General features: G+C 73.5%; 19 protein-coding genes and 1 tRNA gene. 10 read left to right on the top strand and 10 right to left on the bottom strand.

Annotated features, from left to right (window positions below; all coding sequences use genetic code 11):
* Nucleotides 1-13: 13 nt before the first annotated feature.
* From WMF24_RS19750 to WMF24_RS19770, 5 genes are all read right to left on the bottom strand, one after another.
* Nucleotides 14-1,285, bottom strand: a complete 1,272-nt coding sequence (locus WMF24_RS19750) for a serine/threonine-protein kinase (RefSeq protein ID WP_437737983.1) — start codon at nt 1,283-1,285, stop codon at nt 14-16.
* Nucleotides 1,286-1,298: 13 nt separating this feature from the next.
* Nucleotides 1,299-2,054, bottom strand: a complete 756-nt coding sequence (locus WMF24_RS19755) for a zinc ribbon domain-containing protein (RefSeq protein WP_437737984.1) — start codon at nt 2,052-2,054, stop codon at nt 1,299-1,301.
* A 34-nt stretch (nt 2,055-2,088) separates the two neighbouring features.
* Nucleotides 2,089-2,162 (bottom strand) — tRNA-Ile (locus WMF24_RS19760).
* A 273-nt stretch (nt 2,163-2,435) separates the two neighbouring features.
* The gene (locus tag WMF24_RS19765) at nt 2,436-3,425 is read right to left on the bottom strand and encodes a formylglycine-generating enzyme family protein (protein ID WP_437737985.1); all 990 of its coding nucleotides are present in this window, start codon (nt 3,423-3,425) and stop codon (nt 2,436-2,438) included.
* 1 nt (nt 3,426) lies between these two features.
* Nucleotides 3,427-4,503 (bottom strand): SUMF1/EgtB/PvdO family nonheme iron enzyme, encoded by a 1,077-nt coding sequence (locus tag WMF24_RS19770; RefSeq protein WP_437737986.1) that lies wholly within the window; start codon nt 4,501-4,503, stop codon nt 3,427-3,429.
* A gap of 199 nt (nt 4,504-4,702) precedes the next feature.
* On the opposite strand from WMF24_RS19770, the gene uvrA reads away from it, so the two are divergent.
* Nucleotides 4,703-7,648, top strand: coding sequence for an excinuclease ABC subunit UvrA (gene uvrA / locus WMF24_RS19775; RefSeq protein ID WP_437737987.1), 2,946 nt, complete (start codon nt 4,703-4,705; stop codon nt 7,646-7,648).
* Between the two features lie 141 nt (nt 7,649-7,789).
* Here uvrA and WMF24_RS19780 read toward each other — a convergent pair whose 3' ends face one another.
* On the bottom strand, nt 7,790-8,152 hold the full coding sequence (locus WMF24_RS19780; protein WP_436609750.1) for a TraR/DksA family transcriptional regulator: 363 nt from the start codon (nt 8,150-8,152) through the stop codon (nt 7,790-7,792).
* A gap of 459 nt (nt 8,153-8,611) precedes the next feature.
* On the opposite strand from WMF24_RS19780, the gene WMF24_RS19785 reads away from it, so the two are divergent.
* Nucleotides 8,612-9,592, top strand: a complete 981-nt coding sequence (locus WMF24_RS19785; RefSeq protein WP_437737988.1) for an NUDIX hydrolase — start codon at nt 8,612-8,614, stop codon at nt 9,590-9,592.
* Between the two features lie 16 nt (nt 9,593-9,608).
* The gene (locus WMF24_RS19790; RefSeq protein WP_437737989.1) at nt 9,609-10,196 is read left to right on the top strand and encodes a response regulator; all 588 of its coding nucleotides are present in this window, start codon (nt 9,609-9,611) and stop codon (nt 10,194-10,196) included.
* 75 nt (nt 10,197-10,271) lie between these two features.
* On the opposite strand, the gene WMF24_RS19795 is transcribed toward WMF24_RS19790, so the two are convergent.
* Nucleotides 10,272-12,248: an N-acetylmuramoyl-L-alanine amidase gene (locus WMF24_RS19795; protein WP_437737990.1), complete on the bottom strand. Its 1,977-nt coding sequence runs from the start codon at nt 12,246-12,248 to the stop codon at nt 10,272-10,274.
* 84 nt (nt 12,249-12,332) lie between these two features.
* Here WMF24_RS19795 and WMF24_RS19800 point away from each other — a divergent pair, with 84 nt between their 5' ends.
* The 3 genes from WMF24_RS19800 to WMF24_RS19810 all read left to right on the top strand — a co-directional run bounded on the left by WMF24_RS19800 (nt 12,333) and on the right by WMF24_RS19810 (nt 15,730).
* Nucleotides 12,333-12,749, top strand: a complete 417-nt coding sequence (locus WMF24_RS19800) for a YbjN domain-containing protein (RefSeq protein ID WP_437737991.1) — start codon at nt 12,333-12,335, stop codon at nt 12,747-12,749.
* A gap of 1,007 nt (nt 12,750-13,756) precedes the next feature.
* Nucleotides 13,757-14,290 (top strand): hypothetical protein, encoded by a 534-nt coding sequence (locus WMF24_RS19805; RefSeq protein ID WP_437737992.1) that lies wholly within the window; start codon nt 13,757-13,759, stop codon nt 14,288-14,290.
* 90 nt (nt 14,291-14,380) lie between these two features.
* Complete coding sequence (locus WMF24_RS19810; RefSeq protein ID WP_437737993.1) at nt 14,381-15,730, top strand: tetratricopeptide repeat protein; 1,350 nt, start codon at nt 14,381-14,383, stop codon at nt 15,728-15,730.
* Nucleotides 15,731-16,408: 678 nt separating this feature from the next.
* Here the strand turns inward: WMF24_RS19810 and WMF24_RS19815 are convergent.
* Complete coding sequence (locus WMF24_RS19815; RefSeq protein ID WP_437737994.1) at nt 16,409-17,752, bottom strand: sigma 54-interacting transcriptional regulator; 1,344 nt, start codon at nt 17,750-17,752, stop codon at nt 16,409-16,411.
* Nucleotides 17,753-17,900: 148 nt separating this feature from the next.
* On the opposite strand from WMF24_RS19815, the gene WMF24_RS19820 reads away from it, so the two are divergent.
* The 3 genes from WMF24_RS19820 (at nt 17,901) to WMF24_RS19830 (ending at nt 20,173) form a co-directional block, all read left to right on the top strand.
* Nucleotides 17,901-18,026: a hypothetical protein gene (locus WMF24_RS19820; RefSeq protein ID WP_437737995.1), complete on the top strand. Its 126-nt coding sequence runs from the start codon at nt 17,901-17,903 to the stop codon at nt 18,024-18,026.
* Nucleotides 18,027-18,035: 9 nt separating this feature from the next.
* Nucleotides 18,036-18,851, top strand: coding sequence for a hypothetical protein (locus tag WMF24_RS19825; protein ID WP_437737996.1), 816 nt, complete (start codon nt 18,036-18,038; stop codon nt 18,849-18,851).
* 101 nt (nt 18,852-18,952) lie between these two features.
* On the top strand, nt 18,953-20,173 hold the full coding sequence (locus WMF24_RS19830) for a Stp1/IreP family PP2C-type Ser/Thr phosphatase (protein ID WP_437737997.1): 1,221 nt from the start codon (nt 18,953-18,955) through the stop codon (nt 20,171-20,173).
* A gap of 93 nt (nt 20,174-20,266) precedes the next feature.
* Here the strand turns inward: WMF24_RS19830 and WMF24_RS19835 are convergent, their stop codons facing one another.
* Nucleotides 20,267-20,596 (bottom strand): FKBP-type peptidyl-prolyl cis-trans isomerase, encoded by a 330-nt coding sequence (locus WMF24_RS19835; protein WP_437737998.1) that lies wholly within the window; start codon nt 20,594-20,596, stop codon nt 20,267-20,269.
* Nucleotides 20,597-20,716: 120 nt separating this feature from the next.
* Nucleotides 20,717-21,841, bottom strand: a complete 1,125-nt coding sequence (locus tag WMF24_RS19840) for a M48 family metalloprotease (protein ID WP_437737999.1) — start codon at nt 21,839-21,841, stop codon at nt 20,717-20,719.
* 138 nt (nt 21,842-21,979) lie between these two features.
* Between WMF24_RS19840 and WMF24_RS19845 the strand changes: the two genes are divergently transcribed.
* On the top strand, nt 21,980-22,564 hold the full coding sequence (locus WMF24_RS19845) for a hypothetical protein (RefSeq protein WP_437738000.1): 585 nt from the start codon (nt 21,980-21,982) through the stop codon (nt 22,562-22,564).
* The last annotated feature ends 16 nt before the right edge of the window (nt 22,565-22,580 follow it).

The following is a 22,580-nucleotide window of genomic DNA, read 5'->3' on the forward strand; positions in this document are numbered from 1 at the left end:
GCGCAGCGCGTCTTCAGCGCGAGATCAGCAGCGCGACGAGCGCACAGAGCAGCACGGCCGCGCTGGCGATGGCGGGCACGACCCAGCGCGGCAGGCGCTGCGGCACCCCCATCACGATATCCTCGGCGAACGCGTCGGTTGCGCCCGGCGACGGCGCAGCGATCGCGGCGGCGACGTGGCGGCCGTCCGCGCCCGCGAGCGTCGCGCCCGCAGCCTCGGGGGCCTTCTGCTGGCGGCCCAGGAGGTTCGGCAGCGCCGCGCGGATGCGCGCCGCGAGCTCGTCCTGCGGCATGTACGCCCAGTCGCGGTGAGACCCCGCGAGGCCGTACGCCCGGCCGACGCCGTCGGCCAGCAGGCCGACGGACTCGAGGCGCGCCTCGGGGCTCTTCATGAACGCCCTCTCCATCACCGGGTCGAGCGACGCGGGCACCCCGTACGCCTTGCCCGCCTCGCTCGGGGGCAGCGGGTTGCTGCCCATGATGGCCACGAGGATCATCGGGCCTGTCGACGCGTGGAACGGGACGCGCCCCGTGACGCACTCGAAGACGATCGCCGCGACCGACCAGACGTCGGCGCGATGATCGAGCGCGAGCAGCCCCTGCGCCTGCTCGGGCGACATGTAGAACGGCGAGCCGATCGTCGTCCCGACGACGGTGAGCTTCTTCGCCCCCTCGCTGTTGTCGCGCACGCTGCCGAAGTCGAGGATCTTCACCCGGTCCCCGTCGCGCGTGCCGACGAGGAAGATGTTGTCCGGCTTGAGATCGCGGTGGACGACCTTGCGCTCGTGCGCCTCCGCGAGGCCGAGCGCGAGCTGCGACACCATCCGCACGAGGCGCTCGGGGGGCAGCACCTTGTCGCGCTTGAGGACCGTCCGCAGCTCCTCGCCCTCGAGGTACTCCATGACCAGCGCGAAGCTCTGGTCCTCCGTCTTCTCGAAGCCGAGCACCTCGACGATGTGCTCGTGCGGCAGCGACGCGCTGACCTGGAACTCGCGGTGGAACCGCTCGACGCTCACCTCGTCGAGCGCGACCTCGGGGTGGAGGATCTTCAGGGCGACGCTGCGGCCGGCCTGGAGGTCGAGCGCCTGGTAGACGCGCCCCATGCCCCCGTCCGCGACGATCCGCCAGATCTGGTAGCGCCCGCCGCAGAGGGTCGCGCCGACGCGTCGATCCTCCGGATTCCTGGGCGGCGACGCCTCGGCGACCGGGATGAGGCGCTGGCCGTCGACCGGGCAGAAGCCGCTGTCGTGCGAGAAGAGCCTGAAGCAGGCGGAGCAGGTCTTCAAGCCGCCCCCGGGGTCAGGCGCGGGAGGGGTCCGCGGGCGGCGAGCTGCCCGGCGCGGGCTCTGGCGGCATGTAGTAGAGGATCCGGTTGCAGTTCGGGCACCGCTCGAACTCCTCCTGCCGGCGCATCTTCTGGAACATCATCGGCGGCACGGAGAGATGGCAGCCGAGGCACGTGCCGTCGTACGTCCGGGCGATCGCGACGGGCCTGCGCGTGCGGATCGACTCGTAGCGGCGGTACAGGACGACCGGCAGCTTGCTGACCACCTGCTGGCGCGCCTCGGCGCGCTGGGCGCGCTCGGCCTCGAGCGCGGCGAGCGACGCCTGCGTCCCCGGCGCGCTCCCATCGATCGCCCCCGCGAGCTCGACGCGCTTCGCCTCGGCCTGGTCGATCGCCGTGCGCGCCCCCTCGGCGGCCGAGTTCAGCCGCTCGATCTCTTCCTCGCGATCGCGATGGAGCTTGCGCAGCTCCTCGACCTCGCGCTGCGCCGCGTTCGACTCGCGCTCGTTGCGGGAGCGCTGCAGCTTCTCGCGCGAGCGCTCGATCTGCGTCGCCATCTGGCGGAGCTCGACGACGAGCTCGGATCGCGTCTTTTCCATCGCCGCCAGGGTCTCTCGATCGCCCTTCAGCCGCTCCTCTAGCCGCTTCAGCTCGGACCGCATCCCTTCCAGGCTGCCGCGCTGCTTGTCGAGCTGCTCATCGATGCGGCGGATGTCGCTGTCGATGGCCGACAGCTCTTCGAGGAATGCGATCTGCTCGCGGATGCTCACGTGATTCCTTGTCTCCTTGTGTTCGTGGCTTTCGTGGGCCCACCTGGACTCGAACCAGGAACAGCCCGGTTATGAGCCGGGGGCTCTGACCGATTGAGCTATAGGCCCTGGTGCGGGGGCGAGCCCCTGTTCGGGTCCACCCTTTGAAGCACCGGCGGGCAACGTAGTCCAAGCGGCGCGCCGTTGGAAGGGGAGCGCTCTGGCCCGACCGTTGGCCGCGGTCGCCGCCGTGGTTTCGCCGCGGTCCGCGGCGGCCCGGCCGCGATGGCCCGGCCGTGGCGGAGCCGGCCGCGAAGCGGCGCGCGGGCGTACGCCGGGGGGGGCGCCGCGCCAGGCACGTCGCCGGCGCAGCAGCCGCCCGTGCCCACCGGCAGCCGTCCCTCACGGCCCCTGCCGCCCGCCCGGACCGGCCATGGGGCTGCGGCGCGGGATGCGCGCCGTCTTGTCGGCCGGGGCCACGGCCTTGCCCCCGTCGAGCGTGTCGGCGCAGCACCGGAACCCGACCTGGTAGAAGCGGAACCACCGGTTGTGCGTCGACGTGACCGGGCGACACCTCGACCGGATCGGCCCCCAGTAGCCCCCCTTCAGCGTCGACCGGAACGGTTTGTCGTCCAGCCTGCCGAGCGCGTTGTCGACCCACTCGTCGACGTTGCCGGTCATGTCGCGGACGCCGAACGGGCTCACGCACCGGTGCATCTCCCCGGACGCGACGCGGCGATCGAGCCGCTCGACCTCCGCGGAGATCTTCCACGGGTCGGAGAACACCTCGAGCACGGGCATCGCGATCTTCCGGTCGATATTGCAGGCCTCGGGATCGCGCGCGATTCCATAGGGGTACGGCCACATCTGCGGGCCCTCGCACGCGAACTCCCACTCCTCGACGGAGCAGAGCCGCTTGCCCTCGACCGCGCAGGCGCGCTCCGCGTCGAGCCAGCTCACCATCACCGCCGGGCGGACGCCCTCGATGTTCGGGTACTCGAAGACGTCGATGCAGAAGCGCCGGTGCTGGAGGCGCCCCTCGCAGAGGACCTCGGGCTCGAACCGCGCGCAGACGTCCTTCTCCTCGTCGATGTAGGCGGCGCAGCGGTGCCCCACGAACGGGCAGTAGATGCCGTCGACGAGCACCATCCCCGAGAGGCACGCCGCCGCGCTCGCCGGGTTGACGCGCACGTACGCGGGCAGCGGCGGGGGCGCCGGCGGGGCGAGCGCGGACAGGGGCGGCGCCGGCTCCGGCGGGGCGACGCTGACCTGCGGCGCAGCGCTCGCCGCGTCGAGCGGCTCCCGCGGCCGCTGGAACCGGGGAGCGAAGAGGAGCGCGCTCACCAGGGCGGCGACGATGAGGGCGGCGATGAAGGCGATGCGCTCGCGCATGTCAGTCGTACACGTCGTCCTTCTCGCCGTCGCGATCGATGAACGGCCGCGGCGGAGGCGTGACGACGCCGTCCACCGTGTCGGCGCAGCAACGGAAGCCGGCCTGGTAGAACTTGAAGGTCGGCCCGTGCCCCCCCGTCGTGAGGCGGCAGGTGTTCCGCACAGGCCCCCAGTAGCCGCCGTTGAGCGTGGCCGGGCGCGCCGTGTCCGGATCGTCGGCGAGGTTGTCGGTCCACTCGTCGACGTTGCCGGAGAGATCGTACGCGCCGTAAGCGCTGATGCAGTTCGGGTGCGAGCCGATCGGATCGGCCTGCCACAGGCGGGCGATCTCCTCCTCGCGCGTCGCCTCGCCGTGGAGCGCGCCGAGATCGAACGCGATCGCCGCGCGATCGATGTTGCAGGGGCTCGGCGTGCGCACGAAGCCCCAAGGATACGGCAGGCGCTTCGGCCCTTCGCAAGCGAGGATCCACTCGGAGCGCCGGCACAGCCGCTTGCCCACCGAGGCGCAGAGCGCCTTCGCCTCGTGCCAGTCGACGTAGACGCGCGGGAGCTCGCCCACCCGGTTCGGCCACTCGTGGCGGTCGATGCAGTAGCGCCGGGGGTCGACGGCCGCCTGGCACCGGGCGCCGCGCGCGTACTCGGGGCAGCCGTGGCCGACCCCGTCGCCGCCGCGCGCGCAGATGTACGGAAGCGACGGGCAGAAGTCGCCCTCCACGAGGGTCATGTCGGCCGGGCACGCGGCGCGCGCCACGGGGTCGTCCGCGAACGGGTCGACGGGCGGGGCCAGAGGCGCCCGCCGGCGCGCGCCGCGCGGGGCCGGGGCCGCGGTGGGCGCGCCCGGCGCCGAGGAGGCCGTTCCCTCGGGCCGAGCGGCCGCGCCCTCGGGCCCAGCGGCCGAGCCGGCCGGCGGCGGGTGGACGGACCGCGCCGCCGGCTCCGCGGAACGCGGCGCGGCAAGGCGCCCGGGCGGAGACGACGGCATGAGCAGCAGCGCCTCGAGCTCGGGGGCGTACCGCGCCAGGAGCGCGACGGCGCCGAGCGCAACGCCGGCGCCGACCGCCCCAAGGACACTCCTCAACCGCGCTTCCACGTCACCCTGCGCGCCCCCTCATAGTCCAGCTCGCAGCGCAGCGACGTGAGAAGAATCGCAAGACCACAGGAAGACCTTGCCCGCCGCGCCGCGCCACGGCGCGCCCGAGCGACGGGCGACGAGCGCGCCGGCGCGCAGGACCGCCGCCACGCCCGCTTCCGTGTGTGATAGCTCTCCGGTTCCCCCTATGGATCGACTGGTCGTTCGAGGCGCTCGGCAGCACAACCTCAAGAACGTCAGCGTGTCGCTTCCGCGCGACCGCCTGGTGGTGATCACCGGCCCGAGCGGGTCGGGCAAATCGTCCCTGGCGTTCGACACCATCTACGCGGAGGGGCAGCGCCGCTACGTCGAGTCGCTCTCCGCGTACGCGCGGCAGTTCCTCGAGCAGCTCTCCAAGCCCGACGTGGAGTCGATCGAGGGCCTCTCGCCCGCGATCGCCATCGAGCAGCGCGCGCTGGCGAAGAGCCCCCGCTCGACCGTCGGGACGGTGACCGAGATCTCGGACTACCTCCGGCTGCTCTTCGCGCGCGTCGGCACCCCGCATTGCCCCGCGTGCGGCAAGCGGATCGAGGCGCAGACCGTGCAGCAGATCGTCGACCGCATCCTCGATTTCGGGGACAAGACGCGGGTCACGATCATGGCGCCCATCGCGCGGGGCCGCCGCGGCGAGCTCAAGCTCGACATCGAGCGGCTGCGCCGCGAGGGCTTCGTGCGCGCGCGCATCGACGGCGAGATCGTCGACCTCGGCGACGAGATCGTCCTCGACCGCACGCGCGCCCACGACCTCGACGTGGTCGTGGACCGGATCGTGGTCAAGGAGGGCATCAAGGGCCGGCTCACCGACTCGGTCGAGCTCGCCCTGAAGCTCGGCGAGGGCCGGCTGCTCGTCGACATCTCGAGCGACGGCATGAAGATCGAGCCGCTCTGGATGAGCGAGCGCTTCGCGTGCATCGACTGCGGCATCTCGCTGCCGCCGATCGAGCCGCGGATGTTCTCCTTCAACGGCCCCCACGGCGCCTGCCCGGCCTGCGACGGCATCGGCGCGCGCACCCGCATCGATCCGGATCGCGTGGTCCCCGACCCGCGCCGGACGCTCCGCGAGGGCGCCGTGGTGGCCTGGGGCCGCCGCGGGTCGCTCTCGCTCGCCGCGGAGACCGACCGGGCCGTCCAGGCGCTCGGCTGCGACCCCGACGTCCCGTGGGCGAAGCTGCCGGCGTCCGTGCGGCAGGCGATCCTCGAGGGGAGCGAGCCGGGGGGCGGCCGCGGTAAGAAGAAGGCTGCGTACGAGGGGATCATCCCGCGGCTCGAGCGCCTGCTCAGCAGCGGCGAGCCCGCCCTCGGCGACGAGGAGGAGGCCGATCCCGACGAGGACAGCGCCGCGCTCTCCGACGAGATCGGCCGCTTCGTCATCACGCGGGTGTGCGACGCCTGCGACGGCAGGCGCCTGCGCCCCGAGGCGCTCGCCGTGCGGCTCGGCGACCGCAACATCGCCGACGTCGGCACCCTGCCGCTGCGCACGCTGCGCGTCTTCCTCGAGGGGCTCATGCCGCCGAAGGACGGGGCGCCGCGCGGCGACGGCGAGGCGCCGGCGGACGGCGGGCTCGCGCCGCGCGAGCGCGCGATCGCGGAGCCGCTGCTCCGGGCGGTGATCGCCCGCCTCGGCTTCCTCATCGACGTCGGGCTCGACTACCTCACGCTGGACCGCTCCGCGCAGACCCTGTCCGGCGGCGAGGGGCAGCGCATCCGCCTCGCGACGCAGATCGGGGCCGCGCTCGTCGGCGTGCTCTACGTGCTCGACGAGCCCTCGGTCGGCCTGCACGCGCGCGACAACACGCGCCTGCTCGAGGCGCTCCGGCGGCTCGTCGACCTCGGCAACACCGTGGTCGTCGTCGAGCACGACCGCGACGCGATCCTCGCGGCCGACCACGTCGTGGACATGGGCCCGGGCGCGGGCGTGCACGGCGGCAACGTGGTGGCGCAGGGCACGCCGGAGGAGCTGAGCGCCGATCCCGCGTCGATCACGGGCCCGTACCTCAGCGGCAAGAAGCAGCTCGCGATCCCGACGAAGCGCCGGCGCCCCGACGGGCGCTTCATCCGCGTGGCGGGCGCGCGGGCGCACAACCTCCGCGACGTGACGGCCGAGATCCCGGTCGGCCTGTTCTGCACGGTCACCGGCGTGTCCGGCTCGGGCAAGTCGAGCCTCATCGTCGACACGCTGCTGCCGGCCGCGAAGAACGAGCTCTACCGGAGCTCCGCGCCGATCGGCGCGTGCGACGGGATCGAGGGCCTCTCGCACATCGACAAGGTGATCTCGATCGATCAGGCCCCCATCGGCCGCACGCCGCGGTCGAACCCGGCGACGTACACCGGGGTCTTCGGGCTGCTCCGCGAGCTCTACGCGGGCCTGCCGGAGGCGAGGACGCGCGGGTACAAGGCGGGCCGCTTCTCGTTCAACGTGAAGGGCGGCCGCTGCGAGGCCTGCCAGGGCGACGGCGTGCTCCGCATCGAGATGCACTTCCTGCCCGACATCTTCGTCACGTGCGAGACGTGCGGCGGGCGCCGGTACAACCGCGAGACGCTCGAGGTGCTCTACCGCGGCATGTCGATCGCCGACGCGCTCGACCTCACGGTCGAGCAGGCGATCGAGCAGTTCGAGGCGCTCCCCCGCGTCCGCGAGCGGCTCGCCGCGCTCGCGCGGGTGGGCCTCGGCTACATCACGCTGGGCCAGCCTGCGACGACGCTGTCGGGCGGCGAGGCGCAGCGCGTGAAGCTCGCGCGCGAGCTCGCGCGTAAGGCGACCGGCCGCACGCTCTACGTGCTCGACGAGCCGACGACGGGCCTTCACTTCTCGGACATCGAGGTGCTCACCGCGAGCCTCATGAGCCTGCGCGACGCCGGGAACACCGTCCTCGTGATCGAGCACAACCTCGACGTCATCGCCTGCAGCGACTGGGTGATCGATCTCGGCCCCGAGGGCGGCGAGCGCGGCGGCACCATCGTGGCCGCCGGCACCCCCGAGGAGGTCGCGCAGGTGGAGGCGTCGTTCACCGGCGCGTACCTGCGCGAGGTGCTCGCGGCGGCCAAGCGCCGCAGCCCGCAGCCGCCGCGCGGCCGCGCGGCGGCCCGCAAATAACGAGACGAGCAAGGCAAGCAAAACGGGCGTGGCCCCGCCCGGTCCGCACGACATGGACCGGAGGCGGAGCGCACGCCCGTACGACGCGCAGACCCCTCGCGCGCGGCGGCCGCCCCCCGGCGGCCCCCGCGCGGCGCGGCGTCAGCCGTAATCCTTCTCGACCCTCTCCTGGTCCTCTTTGCAGCGGATGCAGAGGCTCGTCTCGGGGCGCGCCTCGAGGCGCTTCGCCGAGATCTCTTCCTCGCACTCCTCGCATTTGCCGAACGTGCCGTCCTCGATCTTGACGAGCGCCTTCTGGATCTTGTCGAGGAACGATTTCTCGCGGCCCCGGAGGCGGAACGTGAACGACTGCAGGTACTCGCTCGACGCGAGATCCATCTCGTCCGGGAGATCGTTCGCGTCGAGCATCATGTCTTCGGTCAGCGTTTGCTTGGCCTTCTTGACGATCTCGTCGCGCTTCGTCTCAAGCAGGGTCTTGAACTTTTTCAGCTGGGCCTTGTTCATAGGTCCTCTCGCGTCGAATGCGCCGTGCGGCGCTGCCGTCTGAGCTCCCTGGCGCATGCAAGCCGCGGGGCGCTGACCCCCGGCTGCAGGAACGGGGCTTTCGGCTCCGCGACATGTCCGGAGAGGCCAGACAGCCCCCCGAAATTGCGAGGCGCGGGATTCTAGGCGTGAGCACCGAGCCCGTCAACGAGCCTCCGTCAACGGCAGAGTTCGACCGTGGAACCGCGGCGAACTCCGCGATCCGACGTCCCACGCGCCACGCGCCACACGCCCCGTGACGCTTCACGGCCGAGACCGTTCGCGCGCCCGCGGCATCGGCGTCGGGAGAGGTTGGAAAGCGTCTACGGGAAGCCCCCGAGCCGCCGGAAAGGGCGGCCGCTTTGGCCCCAAACAGGCATGCTCACCGCAGAGCACGCCGGAAACGCGACGCAGAGGACGGTTTGACGAAAGACAGCTCACGTGGAACAAATTTATCCTAGATTGCTGGATTTTGATCAGAACCGAAACCCGGTACGACCTCGCGACGCCGCCACGGTGATCGTCCTCCGTGACGGTCGCGCTGGGCTCGAGGTGTTCTGCGTGCGCCGCCACGCGAGCTCGAGCTTCATGGGGGACGCCGTTGTGTTCCCCGGTGGGAAGGTGGACGCGCAGGACGGCGCGGAAGTCTGGGTGGATCGGGCGACCGAGCCGCCGGCGCGCGCCGCCGCGTTCGCGACGGACGAGGCGCCGGCGCGGGCGCTGTGCGTGGCCGCGTGCCGCGAGACGCTGGAGGAAGGGGCGATCCTGCCGACCGACGCGGCGCTGTCCGGCGACGCGATCGACGCGCTCGGGCGGGAGCTTGCCGCCGGGACGCCGCTCGACGCGGCCCTCGAGCGGCGTGGCCTGAAGCTCGCCCTCGGGGCCCTCGTCCCATGGGCCCGATGGATCACCCCACTCGCCGAGCCGCGCCGCTTCGACGCGCGCTTCTTCCTGCTGCCGCTGCCGCGCGGCCAGGTCGGACGACACGACGGGTACGAGACGACGATGAGCTTCTGGGCCGCGCCGACCGCGATCCTGGAGCGCGCCGAGCGTGGCGAGATATTTCTCGCCCCGCCGACTTCCCGCACGCTCGAGCTCCTGTCCGCGGCCGCGGACGTGCGCAGCGCCGTGGCGCTGGCGGAGCGCCAGTCGCTCCTGCCGATCTGCCCGCGCTTCGTCCCGGGCGACGGGGGCGAGCCGCCGTACCTGGCGCTGCCGGGAGACCCCTCGCACGAGGCCCGCGAGCGGCGCGCCGAGGGGCCGACCCGTTATGTCCTGCGCGAGGGCCGCTTCGTCGCCGAAGAGCCCTGCGCGCGTGGATCCCCGATCCACATCAAACAGGAACGAGAGCCCGGATCCACCCGTGCCGACCAGTCTCGAAGCCCCCCGGACGAATGCCCCCTCCGTACCGGCGACGCCTGATCTCGAGGAGTGAGCCATGGAAACGAACCCGAAAGAGAACACGACGCAGCCCGAGCTGTTCACCGCGAGCGACGTCGCGCGCTTCTGCCAGGTGGACCTCAAGACCATCCACAACTGGGCGGACAAGGGGGAAATCCGCCACTTCCGCACGCCCGGACGGCACCTCCGCTTCCGGCGGCTGGACGTGCTCGATTTCCTCCGCAAGTACGGCTACCCCATCCCGGAGATCCTGCGGATGGGCAAGCCGAAGGTCGTCGTCGTCGATGACGACCCCTCCGTCCTCGCCGCGCTCCGCAAGACCCTCTCGCGGCGGTTCGACCTGACGACGTTCCAGGACCCGTTCGACGCCCTCGTCGCGGTGGGCAACCTGCAGCCCGACGCGCTCATCCTGGACGTCATGATGCCGGGCCTCGACGGCGTGCGCTGCCTGGAGCGCCTCCGCTCGATCGACGCGACATCGCACATCCGCTGTATCGTGTACTCGAACCACGAGGAGATGAAGAAGAACGCCACCGAGGCCGGCGCCTACGACTTCATCAAGAAGGGCGAGGCCGGCGAGCTGCGCGACTCGCTCGAGCGGCTCATGGGCCTCGAGCGGGGGTGAGCCGCGCGCGGGCGACGCCCGCGCAGGCCGGCGGCGCCGCTCCCCTCCCCCGTTACCCCGTCTGCCCCAGCCGCCCTATTTGCCTTCGCGGTAGGCGCGGATCGCGTTCACGATGGCGTCCGCCATCTTCTGCCGGAAATCAGCGGTGGCGAGGCGGGCTTCGTCCTCGGGGTTCGAGATGAACGCGGTCTCGAACAGGGCGGCCGGCATGTCGGCGCCCGCGAGGACGAAGAAGCCCGCGCCCTTCACGCCTTGATCCTTCGTGTCGGGGTAGCGGGGCGCGAGCGAGGCGAGCGACGCCCGCTGGAGCAGCTCGGCGAAGTGGCGCGAGCGGGCCGCCATGTCGCCGACGTTGAGGTTCGACAGGATCGCCTCGACCTCGAGGCGCGACTCGGGATCGTCGGGGCCTGCGCCCTGCCCCGCCCTCGCGGCGCGGGGGGCGTTCTCGCGCGCCGCGAGCTTCGCCGACGGCGCCTCGACGTCGCGGGAGGGCGCGAGCGAGAAGGTCTGGACGCCGCGCGCGCGGCCGTTCTCGCTCGCGTTGCAGTGGATCGAGACGAACAGGTCGGCGTGGAACGCGTTCGCGCGCGCGGTGCGGAGCTCGAGCGGGACGTAGACGTCGCTGTCGCGGGTGAGGAGCGTCTCGATCTTGAGCTCGCGCGCGAGGAGCGGGGCGACGCGGTGCGCGACGTCGAGCGTGACGTCCTTCTCCTTCAGCCCGGTGGGGCCGACCGCGCCGGTGTCGTTGCCGCCGTGCCCCGGATCGATCGCGACGCGCCGGACCTCGCGCGCGCCGCCCGGCTTGCGCTCGTCGTCGCGCACGGGCGGGCGGGTGCTCACGTCGATGACGATCCGGAACGGCTCGGGCAGGTAGAAGACCCGGCGGTACAGGTCGGGGGCGAGATCGAGGACGACGCGCGTGCCCTTCGGCTGCACGCCGACGCGCACCCGCCGCAGGACGCCGCCGACCTCGATCTCCCGCGCGATGCCGCGCGACGTCGCCCCCGCGATGTCGACGAAGACGCGGGCGTCCTTGCCGGCGCTCTCGTCCGCCGGCAGCGTGCCGACGTCGAACGTCGTCGGCCCGGAGAGCGCGACGACGACGCGCGCCCCCTTGTCCGAGCCGTGCCGCTCGATCGCGGTGATCTTCACTGGACCCGAGGACGCGGTCGCCCGGGGGGCGACGACGAGATCGCCGCCGCCGGCGTCGGCGGCGGTCACCTGCACGGGCGCGGCGCTCGCGGGGCTCGCGGCGCTCGCCGGTGCGGCGGAGGGCACGGGCGCGTGCCCCGGCGCGAGCGCGAGCGCGATGCCCTCGACGCGGTGCCCCTCGTGCTCCAGCGCGCGCAGCGCCTCGCCGCTCGGCCGGTACGCGGCCGCCTGCGCGAGCGCGACGGCGATCGCGCCGAGGCACGTCGAGCGCGACGGCGGTGCGCCGGCAGACGGCGCGCCGGCGGACGGCGCGGGCGGCGCGAGGGCCGCGTAGCGCCGGGAGACCAGGTAGAGCTCGCGGTACGCGACGGCCGCGTCGCGGGCGAGCTCGCCGGCGAGCAGGGCGCGGCGGCGTTCGGCCTGGCAGGCGCGCTCCACGTGGGCCGGATCGGTGGAGGCGCGGAAGGCGATCGCGGCCGCGGTGTAGAGCTCCATCGCCTCACGCGCGTCGGTGGCCGCCTGGTCGAGGCGGAAGAGCCGCACGCGGAGATCGCCGGCGAGCTCCGCCAGCGAGGCCGCCTGCGCCGGCGCGCCGGCCCGCGACGACGCGATCGCGATCGTATCGGCGAGGGCGACCGTCTCGGCGCGGGGTGGGAGCCGCGCGCCCGGATCGAGCAGCGCGGCGGCGCGTTGCTCGTCGGACGGCGCGGGCGGCGCGGCGGGCGCGTCGCCGTCGGCGCCGCACCCGAGCGCGTGCGCGATCGCTGCAAAAAGCGTGATCCTCGCGAACGCCAGGGCGTTACGATGGGGCTGCGCTGGGGTGGTGTGACGCCGACTCGCCGGGTCGGCCCTGTCAGCCCTGCGCGACGAGAGAACGGCGATACGTCCCGGAGGTTTCACGTGCCCGACCTCACGCCCACTTCATCCACAGCACCCCTCTACGCGGATCGCGCGTCGGGGGAGAGGTTTGCCGACGCGACGAGCATGGTCAACGCGTATCTCGCCCGGTACGCCGCCAGCTCTCGAGGTGGGGGTGGGTCGCCGGGCGGCGCGGGCACGAGCGCGCTCGACGAGACCGGGTACGCGCAGCTCCAGCACGGGAGCGCGACCATCGGCATCAACGTGCTGGAGGCGCAGGGCGTCCTGATGGTGTTCTCTCCCATCATGGCCGTGCCCCTGAGCGGGCGTGAGGCCTTCTACCGGAGGCTCCTGGAGCTCAGCTTCATCGCCACCTCGGACGCGGCCTTCGCGATCGACAGGTCGCGCAACGAGGTCGTGGTGCGCTGCCTCCGGCGGCTCAGCGCGCTCGAGTACGAAGAGTTCGAGGATATCATCACGACGGTGAGCCAGGTCGCCGACACCTGGGATGACGCGCTGCTGCGGGAGGTCCGCGGCGGCTGAGCCGCGCAGGACCTCCCGGAGCGTGCGGGCCGCCGCGCGGGGGCAGGCAGCGCAAGGATCCGTCGCCAGAATTGCGGTGCGGCTGACGCGGGTGATAAGTTCCCACAGCCATGACTGCGGGGGAGCGACAGACGACCGCGGAACCTGAAGAGCGCTCCCTCTCTGCGGAGGAGGCCGAGCGGATCGCGTCGTCGATCCGGCCGTCCTGGGAGGCGTTCGACGAGCTGCCGTTCGCCCGGGGAGAGGCGCGCGGCAGCGCCCCCGGACAGGACGCCGTCGCCCCCGCAGCGGCGCAGCCGACGGTGCCGGGCGCGCCCCTGGCGGCGGCGCTCGATGCGCGCCGTGAGCCGGGGAGGGAGTCCTCCCCTGCTGCCGCGGCGGCGCCTCCGGCGGCGGTTGCAGCGCCCGCAGCCGCAGCTGCGACACCCGCCGCCGGCGTGCGCGAGGCGCCCCCGGCGGGCGCGTCCGCCGTGTCGGATACCGTGATCGAGGGTGTCCCGACCATCGCGGTCGGAGACGACCCGCAGGGCGCTGCGGCACCGGAGCCCGCGCCCCGCGACGCTGGAGGAGCGGGCCGCAGCGACGAGCTGCGCGGCGCGCGATCGCCGGAGCCGCTTGCGCAGACCCGGGAGACGGGAAGCGCCGGCAGCGCCAGCGCGCCGGAGGTCGGCGCGGAGAAGCGGGGCGAGCCTCCCGCTCCGGCCGGAAAAACGCGTGTGGGCGTGGGTGAGCCGGCTCCGGCGGACGACGCGCGGGCCGCTGACGCGGCCGTGGCCAGCGCACCGGCGGCCGTGGCCAGCGCACCGGCGGCCGTGGCCAGCGCACCGGCGGCCGTGGCCGACGCGCGAACCGCGGCGCCGGACACCGTGGCCGGCGCGCAGGCCGTGGAGACGCAGGCGCCCCCGGCGTCGGCCCCCTCCCCGCCTCCCGCCGATGGGCCGCGGTCGACGCGGGCGGCGCGAACGCGCTCTCGCGGTGCGCATCCGGCGGCGGGGAGCGCCGATACCGTGACCGCGTCCGCCGTCCGCACGGAAGATCACGATCCGATCGAGATCCCCGTCTCCACGCCGAACAAGACGGCGCTGCGGATCGGCATCGCGGTCGTGGGTGCGGCCTTCCTGTTCTTCGTCGGCCGCGCTGTCCTCGGCCCGGGCCGCGACGGCGCCGATCCCACGCCCACGCCAGCCTCTCCTGCCGCAACGGCGCCGGCCGCAGCGGAGGCGCCGACCGCGGTGCCCGCCGCTCCCCCGGCCGCCACGTCCCAGGCGACCGCCGGCGCCTCGCCCGCCGCAGAGGGCGCCGCGATCGCGCCGGCGCCGGTGCCGAGCGCCTCCGCGCAGGCGAGCGCTCCTGCGCCCGCAGCGACGCCGTCCTCCGCCGCCGCGCCGTCCAGGGCCGGAGCGACGCCCGCCGCGGCGCCGCCAGCGCCGAAGACGACGACCCCCGCGAAGAAGCCTGTGCCTGCAGCGCCGACGCAGCGTGGACCGAGCTCGGCCGGCGGCAACAAGGGCGGCGGCATCATCCGCGATGCGCCGTTCTGAAGCGCCCACGTCCCTCGCCTCGGCAGCGAGGCTTGCTGCAGTCGTCACCTTCCGCGGACGCCGTCGAGGCGAAGCCCGACCTGAGGAGCCATGAAAACACGCGCCTGCGCCCCCGTCCTCCTGCTCTCGTTCATCGCTCCGGCGTTGCTCACCGAGGCCGGCCTCACCTCCTCCCCGTTCAGCGAGCCGCTGAGCTTCGCGCAGTCGTCCGATCCCGTCACGGAGGTCGCCCGCCAGCGCTACGAGGACGGTGTCAAGGCGTACGACGCCGGTCGCTTCGAGGAAGCGCGCATGGCGTTTCGTCAGGTCTACACGCTCAAGCAGCACCCGGCCGTGCTGCTCAACCTGGGACAGAGCGAGCTCCGCTCGAACCACCTCGAGGACGCCGGCAACCACCTCCAGCAGTTCCTGCGCGAGCACGCCACCGCGACCCCGGAGCAGCGCGCCGCCGCGGAGAAGGCGATCGCCGACGTGAAGCGGAGGACGGGCTTCATCGTCGTGGTCGCCGACGCCAACGGCGCGGACATCAGCATCGACGGCGTCCTCGTCGGCAAGGCGCCGCTGCCCGATCCGGTGTTCGTGACCCCGGGCAAGCACACCCTGTTCGCGACGTACCTGGACCGGTCGGCGACCACCCAGGTGGACGCGAAGATCGGCGTGGCCACACCGGCGACGCTCACCCTCGGAACCACCGGCGCGCCCCCTGCGCCGATCACCGGCACGCCGACGCCCGGGCCGGCCACGCCGCCCGGTGCGCCGACGTCAGCCACGCCGGCAGGGGCGATGCCGACGCCAGCGCAGCCCCCGGCGGCGGGCACCGCGCAGCCTGTTCCCGGCACGGCGACCCCTGGCACGACGGCGCCAACCGCGGCGCCCGCGGCCCCGACGAGCTCCGGCGGATTCACGCTCTCGACGAGCAACACGATGGGCACGATGGGCCCGGAGCAGGCCTCGAGCGGTCGCGAGCCGTTCTTCGACTGGTACACGCGCAAGCCGCTCGCCTGGGTGGGGACCGGCGTCGCGGGCGTCGGCCTGGTGATGGGGATCGTCGGCACGGCCATCGCGACGAACGCGAACGGCAACGCCGAGGACATCGGGAACGAGATCAAGGCGTTCGTCGCGAGGAACGAGAGCACGATCCCTGCGCAGCGCCGGACGCAGCCGTGCGGTCGGCGCGAAGATCCCTCGGGCGACCTCCCCGGCTTCGAGAACGCGTGCGGGAGCCTCCGGGAGGAGCTGGACACCTACGACGGCGCGCTCCCCTGGGCGATCACGGGCTGGGTCCTCCTCGGCGTCGGGGTCGTGGGCACCGCGACGTACGCGATGATCGATTGGTACCCGAGCGAGCAGAAGACCGCGTCCGCCGGTCCGCGCGTCACCCGCATCGCGCCGCTCGTGGCGCCGGGCCAGGCTTCCCTCAGCGTCGGGGGCACGTTCTAGAACACCGAGGTCCGCGGGCGAGCATGCGCCTCTCGCGCGCGGCCGTGCTGTCGAGCGCTGCGATCCAGAGCTCCTCGTGGAAGAGTGACGTCGTCGAGATCCGCGGCGCGAACGCCGCGGGCGCGCAGCGTGCTGCGGAGCCGGAGCGCCGTGGGGACTCGGCCGCCCCGGAGAGCACAGTGCCGACGCCGGGGCTCTGCGCCAGCGCGCCCGAGATGCGCCCCAGCGGCCGGAGCGCGAACCGAGCCCAGCGGACCGGGAACACAGACAGCGCCGCCGAGGCGGCCAGGAACCGCATCAGCAGGTCCGGGGAGCGGTACCGGCAGCTACGGGGAGCCGTACCAGCAGCTACGGGGAGCCGTACCAGCAGCTACGGGGAGCCGTACCAGCAGCTACGGGGGCTGTACCAGCAGGTCTGGAGAGCCGTACCAGCAGCTACGGGGAGCCGTACCAGCAGGTCTGGAGAGCCGTACCGGCAGCTACGGGGAGCTGTACCAGCAGGTGCGGGGGGCTGTACCAGCGGGTGCTGGCACGCGTCCCGGGCGTGCTGGGCGAGCTGCGCTGCGCCGCCGGCGGGGCGCCCGGCGCACGGCGAGCGCATCAGGACCGCGCGCCGCCGCGCACAGCCCCCCGCCAGCGCGTGCGCCCGGGAGAGCCCGCCCCACCCCCGCCCCGAGCTCACCGCTCCTTCGCGGCGCGGAGCAGATCCCGCATCGTCGAGCGCGGGATCTCCGCGAGCCGTGCGGCGGCGCTGATGTTGCCGCCGACCTCCTCGAAGGCGCGGAGCGCGTCGGCCGGCGTGATCTTCCGGCGCGGCGGTGGCTCGCGCTCGGCGATGACCGCCGTGATGTGCTCGGGGAGCACGGGGCCCTTCGCGCGGAGCGCGGCCTGGATGAGCACGTTCCGCAGCTCCCGGACGTTGCCTTGCCAGCGGTGCGACCTCAGCGCGACGAGCGCCCCGGGGGTGAGCGGGCGAAAGCCGACCTCCGAGGTCGCCAGCAGGTGCTCGGCCAGGCGGGGGATGTCGTCGGGCCGCTCGCGCAGCGCGGGGAGCTGGATGCGACACACAGCGAGCCGCTCGTAGAGGTCCGCGCGGAACCGGCGCTCGACGACGAGCGTCTCGAGCGGCTCGCAGGTCGCGGCGATGAGCCGCACGTTCACCGGCGTCGGCCCCTCCGCGCCGATCGGGCGCACCACCCCCTCCTCCACGACGCGCAGCAGCTTCGCCTGGACCTCGAGCGACAGCGACGCGATCTCGTCGAGGAAGAGCGTGCCCTCGCTGGCCTCGACGAACGCGCCGCGCCTGTCCCGCAGCGCGCCGGTGAACGCGCCCCTCCGGTGGCCGAACAGCTCCGACTCGGCGAGCTCGCGCAGGATGGTGGCGGCGTTCAGCACGACGAACGGCTTGTCGGCGCGGGTGCTCTCCGCGTGGATCGCCCGGGCGACAAGGTCCTTGCCCGTGCCCGACTCGCCGCGCAGGAGCACCGGGAGCTGGAGCGGCGCGACCCGCCGCACCGCCGCCGCGAGCTGGCGCATGGGCCGCGAGCGGCCGACGAGCGACGGCAGCGGCGGCCCCTCCTCGAGCTCGGGCACCTTCCGCGCGGCCTCGATCCACAGCGCCGTGCGGCCGATCTCGAAGCAGCCGCCCGGCACCAGCGCCGCCTGCCGCGCCCGCACGCCGCCTACGCGCACGCCGTTGCGCGAGCCGAGATCCGTCACCTCGATCGAGGTCCCGCGGTGCGCGACCCGGCAGTGGCGAGCGCTCACCGTGACATCGTCGATCCGCACGTCTGCGGACGGACCGCTGCCCAGCGTGAGCTCGGCGCCCGGCGCGACGGCGATGTGCGCCTGAGCGCCGCCGCCGCTGTGCTCGCAACGGAGCCACACCGTGGCGAGCTCCTCGCGGTCGTCCAGGAGCTCGCGCGTGGCGTCCCGGATCGGCGGGGCCTCGCCGAGATGAGCGGCAGGGCCGGGCCGATCGCAGGAGGCGCCGCCGGGCTCCACCTCGGGCAGCGCCGCCACCGGCGCGGAGGGCGCAGGGGCGCCGTAAGCAGACGTGGCAGACGTGGCAGACGTGGCAGACGTGGCAGACGTGGCAGACGTGATGCGCCCCGGGTAGCTGTCGTCTTCGTCGCGTTCTTCGCGTTCGCGGAGGATGGGTGCGTTGTCCATGTCGAGAAGGTCTGTCGTCGCCGCGCCGGGCGCAGTTGCGTCGCTCGTCCCGCCCGGCCGGCATTTCGACATTCCTGGCTCCGGGCCCACCGCCCCCTTTGCGCTCGGGACCGCGCTGTTCTAGAGGCCGTTCGTGGGATCGCGCTCGACAAGGTGGACCGCGCCGGCGCTCGGCGTTGCGGCAGCGGGCTGGGTGCTCTCGGCCAACCAGGCCCTCGCCCAGCCGGCAGATCAAAGGACGACGACCGCCGCCGAGGAGGACGAGGAGCTCGGGCCGGAAGCCGGCACGAAGCGCCCCGCGGGGCCTGACGAGCGGAGCGGGCACGTCCTGCTCCAGGCGCGGGCCGGCTACAGCCAGCCGTTCGGCAGCCTGGCCGCCGGCCAGCCGGTCAGCGAGCGGGTCTCCGGGGGGCTCGCGTTCGGCGCCAACATCGGCATCGGCCTGAGCCGCGACGCGGTCCTCGAAGCGAGCGGCTCCTACGCCCTGCTCTCCGCGGCGGGAGGGTGCAACGGCTGCTCCGGCCAGAGCCTCGACCTGGGCCTCGGGCTCGTCTACCACGTCGCCCAGGGCCTCGCGATCGACCCCTGGATCAGCTACGGCGTGGGGTACCGGAGGGCCGTGCTCACCTGGTCGGAGGGCTCCGCGGCCAGTCCGGCGACCTCCGACCATGTGTTCCACGGGCTCGACGTCGCCCGTATCGCCCTGGGCGCCGATTTCTACCCCGTGTCGCCCCTCGGCGTCGGGCTGTTCGCCGAGCTCGACGCTGGCACCTACCTCTCGCGTCCCGGCGAGAGCTCCAGGGCTGCGCCCTACGGGTTCTTCCAGGTGGGCCTGCGGCTCGCGCTGGATCCCGTGCCCCGCGGCACGCGTACGCCCCACGCGTCGGCCGGTATGTCTCGGAGGATCGCCGCCCAGGCATCGGGCGCCGGGGGGACAGCCCACCGGTAGAGCAGCCGGAATCTGGGCGGTCCGCAGGGCTGGGCAGGTATAATCAGCCGCGAATGGGCGAGTTCAGGACGAGCAGCCGCACCCGACCCGTCGCGGCTGCCGTGACCGACGTTGGACGCCAGCGGAAGCACAACGAGGACAACGTCCTCGTGAAGTCCGAGCTCGGCCTGTTCGTCGTGGCCGACGGCATGGGTGGGCACAACGCGGGCAACGTCGCCAGCGCCCTCGCGACCCGATCGCTCGACAACTTCTTCGAGGCGACCCGGTCCGGCGTCCTGCCCGGCCCCGTCCCGGCCGACGAGCAGGATCTCGACCCGGGAGCGCGGCGCGTCCTCGCCGCGATCCGCAAGGCGAACCACGATGTGTTCGTCATCTCGAACACCTACAGCCAGCACCAGGGCATGGGCTCGACGGTGGTCGCCGCCTACGTGTCGTGTGACACGGAGCAGATCCACGTCGGCCACGTGGGCGACAGCCGCTGCTACCGGATCCGGCAGGGCGAGATCGAGCAGCTCACGAAGGACCACTCGCTCATCAACGACGCGCTCGCCCTCAAGCCCGACCTGAGCCAGGAGGAGCTGGCGAGGCTCCCGAAGAACATCATCACGCGCGCGCTCGGCATGAAGGACGCCGTGAAGATCGACATCCGCTCCGAGCGCATCCAGCCCGGCGACGTCTTCCTGCTCTGCTCCGACGGTCTGAGCGGGATGGTCTCGGAGCAGCAGATCCTCGATGTGTTCGACATCACGCAGGACCCGCACGAGGCCTGCGAGTTGCTCATCGCGATGGCCAACGAGGCAGGCGGGACCGACAACATCTCGGCGCTGATCGTCCGCATCCAGCCCGAGGCGCTCGACGACGAGCCGATCGACGGCGTCGAGCTCGAGGACACCCGGCCCCAGCGCATCGACGAGTTCGGCGCGACGCTCCCGCCGGCGGCGTCGGTCCGGGAGAGGCAGCCGCCCGTCGAGGAGGTCGATCTCGAGGCTGCCGCCGCGTCGGACGGCGAGCGCGTCGCGGCGCAGCAGCTCCACGCCATCGCGGACGGCGGCCTGCGGAGCCACGCCCACGGCGCCGCGGGCAGGGCGCAGCGCATGGCCGCCGTGCCGTTCACGGACCGGCGCTCCCGCGCGGCCGCGGGCTCGGGCCGCTACGTCGCGGTCGCAGCCGCCCCGAAGGCCCCGGTGAAGGAGGTGCCGCCGCCGGCGAAGCCCGCGAAGCGCCCGACCGAGGTGCGGGTCGCGCGGTGCGCGCACTGCAAGCACGAGCTCTTCATCGGCAACCGCTTCTGCGTGGAGTGCGGCGCCCCCATCAAGCCGTGAGCCGAACGGCGGGCGAGACGCCCGCCGCGATCGCTCGCGTCGCCGTGCACGGCGACGCGCGCGATCATCGGCGGCGCGGGGGCGGCGCGGCGATCACTTGACCGAGAGCAGCTCGACCTCGAAGAGGAGGGTCGAGTTGGGCGGGATCACGGGCGGGAACCCGCGCGCGCCGTAGCCGAGCTCCGGCGGGATGGTCAGCTTGCGGACGCCGCCGATCTTCATTCCGGCGACGCCCTGATCCCACCCCTTGATCACCTGCCCGGCCCCCAGCTTGAACGAGAAGCCCTGGCCGCGGTCGCGCGAGCTGTCGAACTTGTTGCCGTTGGTCAGCGTGCCGACGTAGTGCACGGTCACGAGCTGGCCGTGCTTGGCCTCGGCGCCCGTGCCTTCCTTGATGTCCTCGATCCCGAGCCCTTCTTGCATGGTCGACTCCTTTCGCGGCGGCGATGGGAGGAGCGCCGCGCGGTCGCGTCAAGCCGAAGCGGCGCGAGCGCCCCCCAGGCGAGCGCTCGCGAGCGCGCGTGGACGCAGAAATGCCGGGGCTCAGCCGCCGAGGCCGGGGAACGGAAATCCGGTCGCGCCGCCGGTCAGCCGCCAGGTGTTGGCGGTCTGCTGGACGACGGGCTGGCGCAGCAGCGGGTGCGGGTGCGTCTGCTCGAAGGCGAACAGGATCGCGGCGGGGGTGAGCTGATCGAGCGACGCGAAGAAGCCGAGCGTGAGCATCGCGCCGCCCTCCGTCCACCGGTACCCCTGCCGCCGCACGCCGGCGCTGAGCAGGTTGTTCACGCCGGCGACGTCCGCCGCGATCTCGTTCGGCTGGTTGAAGACAGGGAGCGCGCGCGACAGGAGCCGCCCGAGATCCCCGGGCGTGACGCCGCGGCTCCCGCCCTGCCCGTTCGCGCACCCCGTGTGCCCGAGGTGGTGGTGGCCGAGCTCGTGGCCGAGCACGAACGCGAGCTGCTCGTGGTAGAGCTGGCGCTGCCGCTCGACCTTGCGCGCATCCGTGTGCTGCGCCGGATCGATGAAGCCCGCCGGCGGTCGGATGATCGGCTGCCCGGGCCGCTGCCGCTGCGCGAGCATCCGCAGGAACTCGTCGAGCTTCCTCGTCCCGAAGATCTCGTCCGTCGCCTTGAACTGCGCGATCTGCGCCTGGATCTCGAGCAGCCCGTCGGTGATCGCCATGAACGGCATCCGCTGGTCGTCGCAGCCGGCGAACGCGTTCACCTCGCCCACGGTGGGATCGGCGATGAACGGGATGCCCCTCACCTTCTGCTGCGCGGCCGACGGCAGCGCGCCGATCAGCGCGCCCATCACGACGCCGGCCTCGGACTGCAGCCAGGCGAGGTTGATGTCGTTGATGGGATCGCCGAGCACCGGCAGCCCGGGCACCGTCGGCACGTTGAAGGTCGGCGCCGGAGCGGACCCGGTCTGCGCCGGAGGGTACCCGGGCTGCTGCGGCGGGTACCCGGGCTGCTGCGGCGGGTACCCGGGCTGCTGCGGCGGAGGGTACCCGGGTTGCTGCGGGTAGCCCTGCGGAGGCGCGCCGTACGGCGGGTAGCCCTGGCCGTACGACGGCTGTGACGGAGGCCGGCGCGAGCTGCTCCGCTGACAGCCTGCGATCAGTCCGAGAGCCAGAACGAGTGCGCCGATCGGTCGAAGCAGATTCATCGCCGCGAGCATAGCGCACGGAGCGGACGTCAACCTGCGCCCCGCCGCGAGCAGGATCGTCGCGCGCGGCGCGCGCGGGCTGCGCGGCGCGGCGATGAGCCGAAAGCCGCGCGCCGCGCGTCAGGCGCAGGAGGACCGATGAACCGACACCACGCTTGGTCTGCCGCAGCCGCCCCCCTGTGGATCGGCGCCGTCGTCGCGCTCTCCGGCTGCGGCGGGGGCGCCGCCGCGCAGGCGCCCGCGCCCATGGCGCCGGAGCCCGCCGGAGCGACCATGACGCCGCCGCAGGAGGAGCCGCCCCCCGGGACGGCCGAGGACGCGCTCGCGGCGCTGGAGCGCGCGGAGGGCGAGCTCGACCGGGTGCTCGGCGCGCCGGGCGGGCGCGAGGGGCGGATCGTCCTGGAGTCGTCGTCGCCGGCCGCGCCCCCGCCGGCCACGGCGACGACGCCCTCGCCGGCGCCAGCGCCGCCGGCGACTTCCGACAGCGCGCCGCGGGCGACGGCCGCCGGCGCCGAGCGCCCGAGCAAGAAGGCCGAAGCCGACAAGGTGGCCGCGACGCCGTGCGAGACCGCGTGCAGCGCGCTCGCCTCGATGAGCCGCGCCGCGCAGCACCTCTGCGGGCTCGCCGGCGACGCGGACCAGCGGTGCGGCGCCGCGCGCACCCGCGTCAAGAGCGCGACCGATCGGGTCGAGGCGCAGTGCCCGCGCTGCGCCGAGCGCTAGCCGGGCGCGCGCCGCG

This window comes from Sorangium sp. So ce1335, assembly GCF_051521615.1.
GTDB lineage: Bacteria > Myxococcota_A > Polyangia > Polyangiales > Polyangiaceae > Sorangium.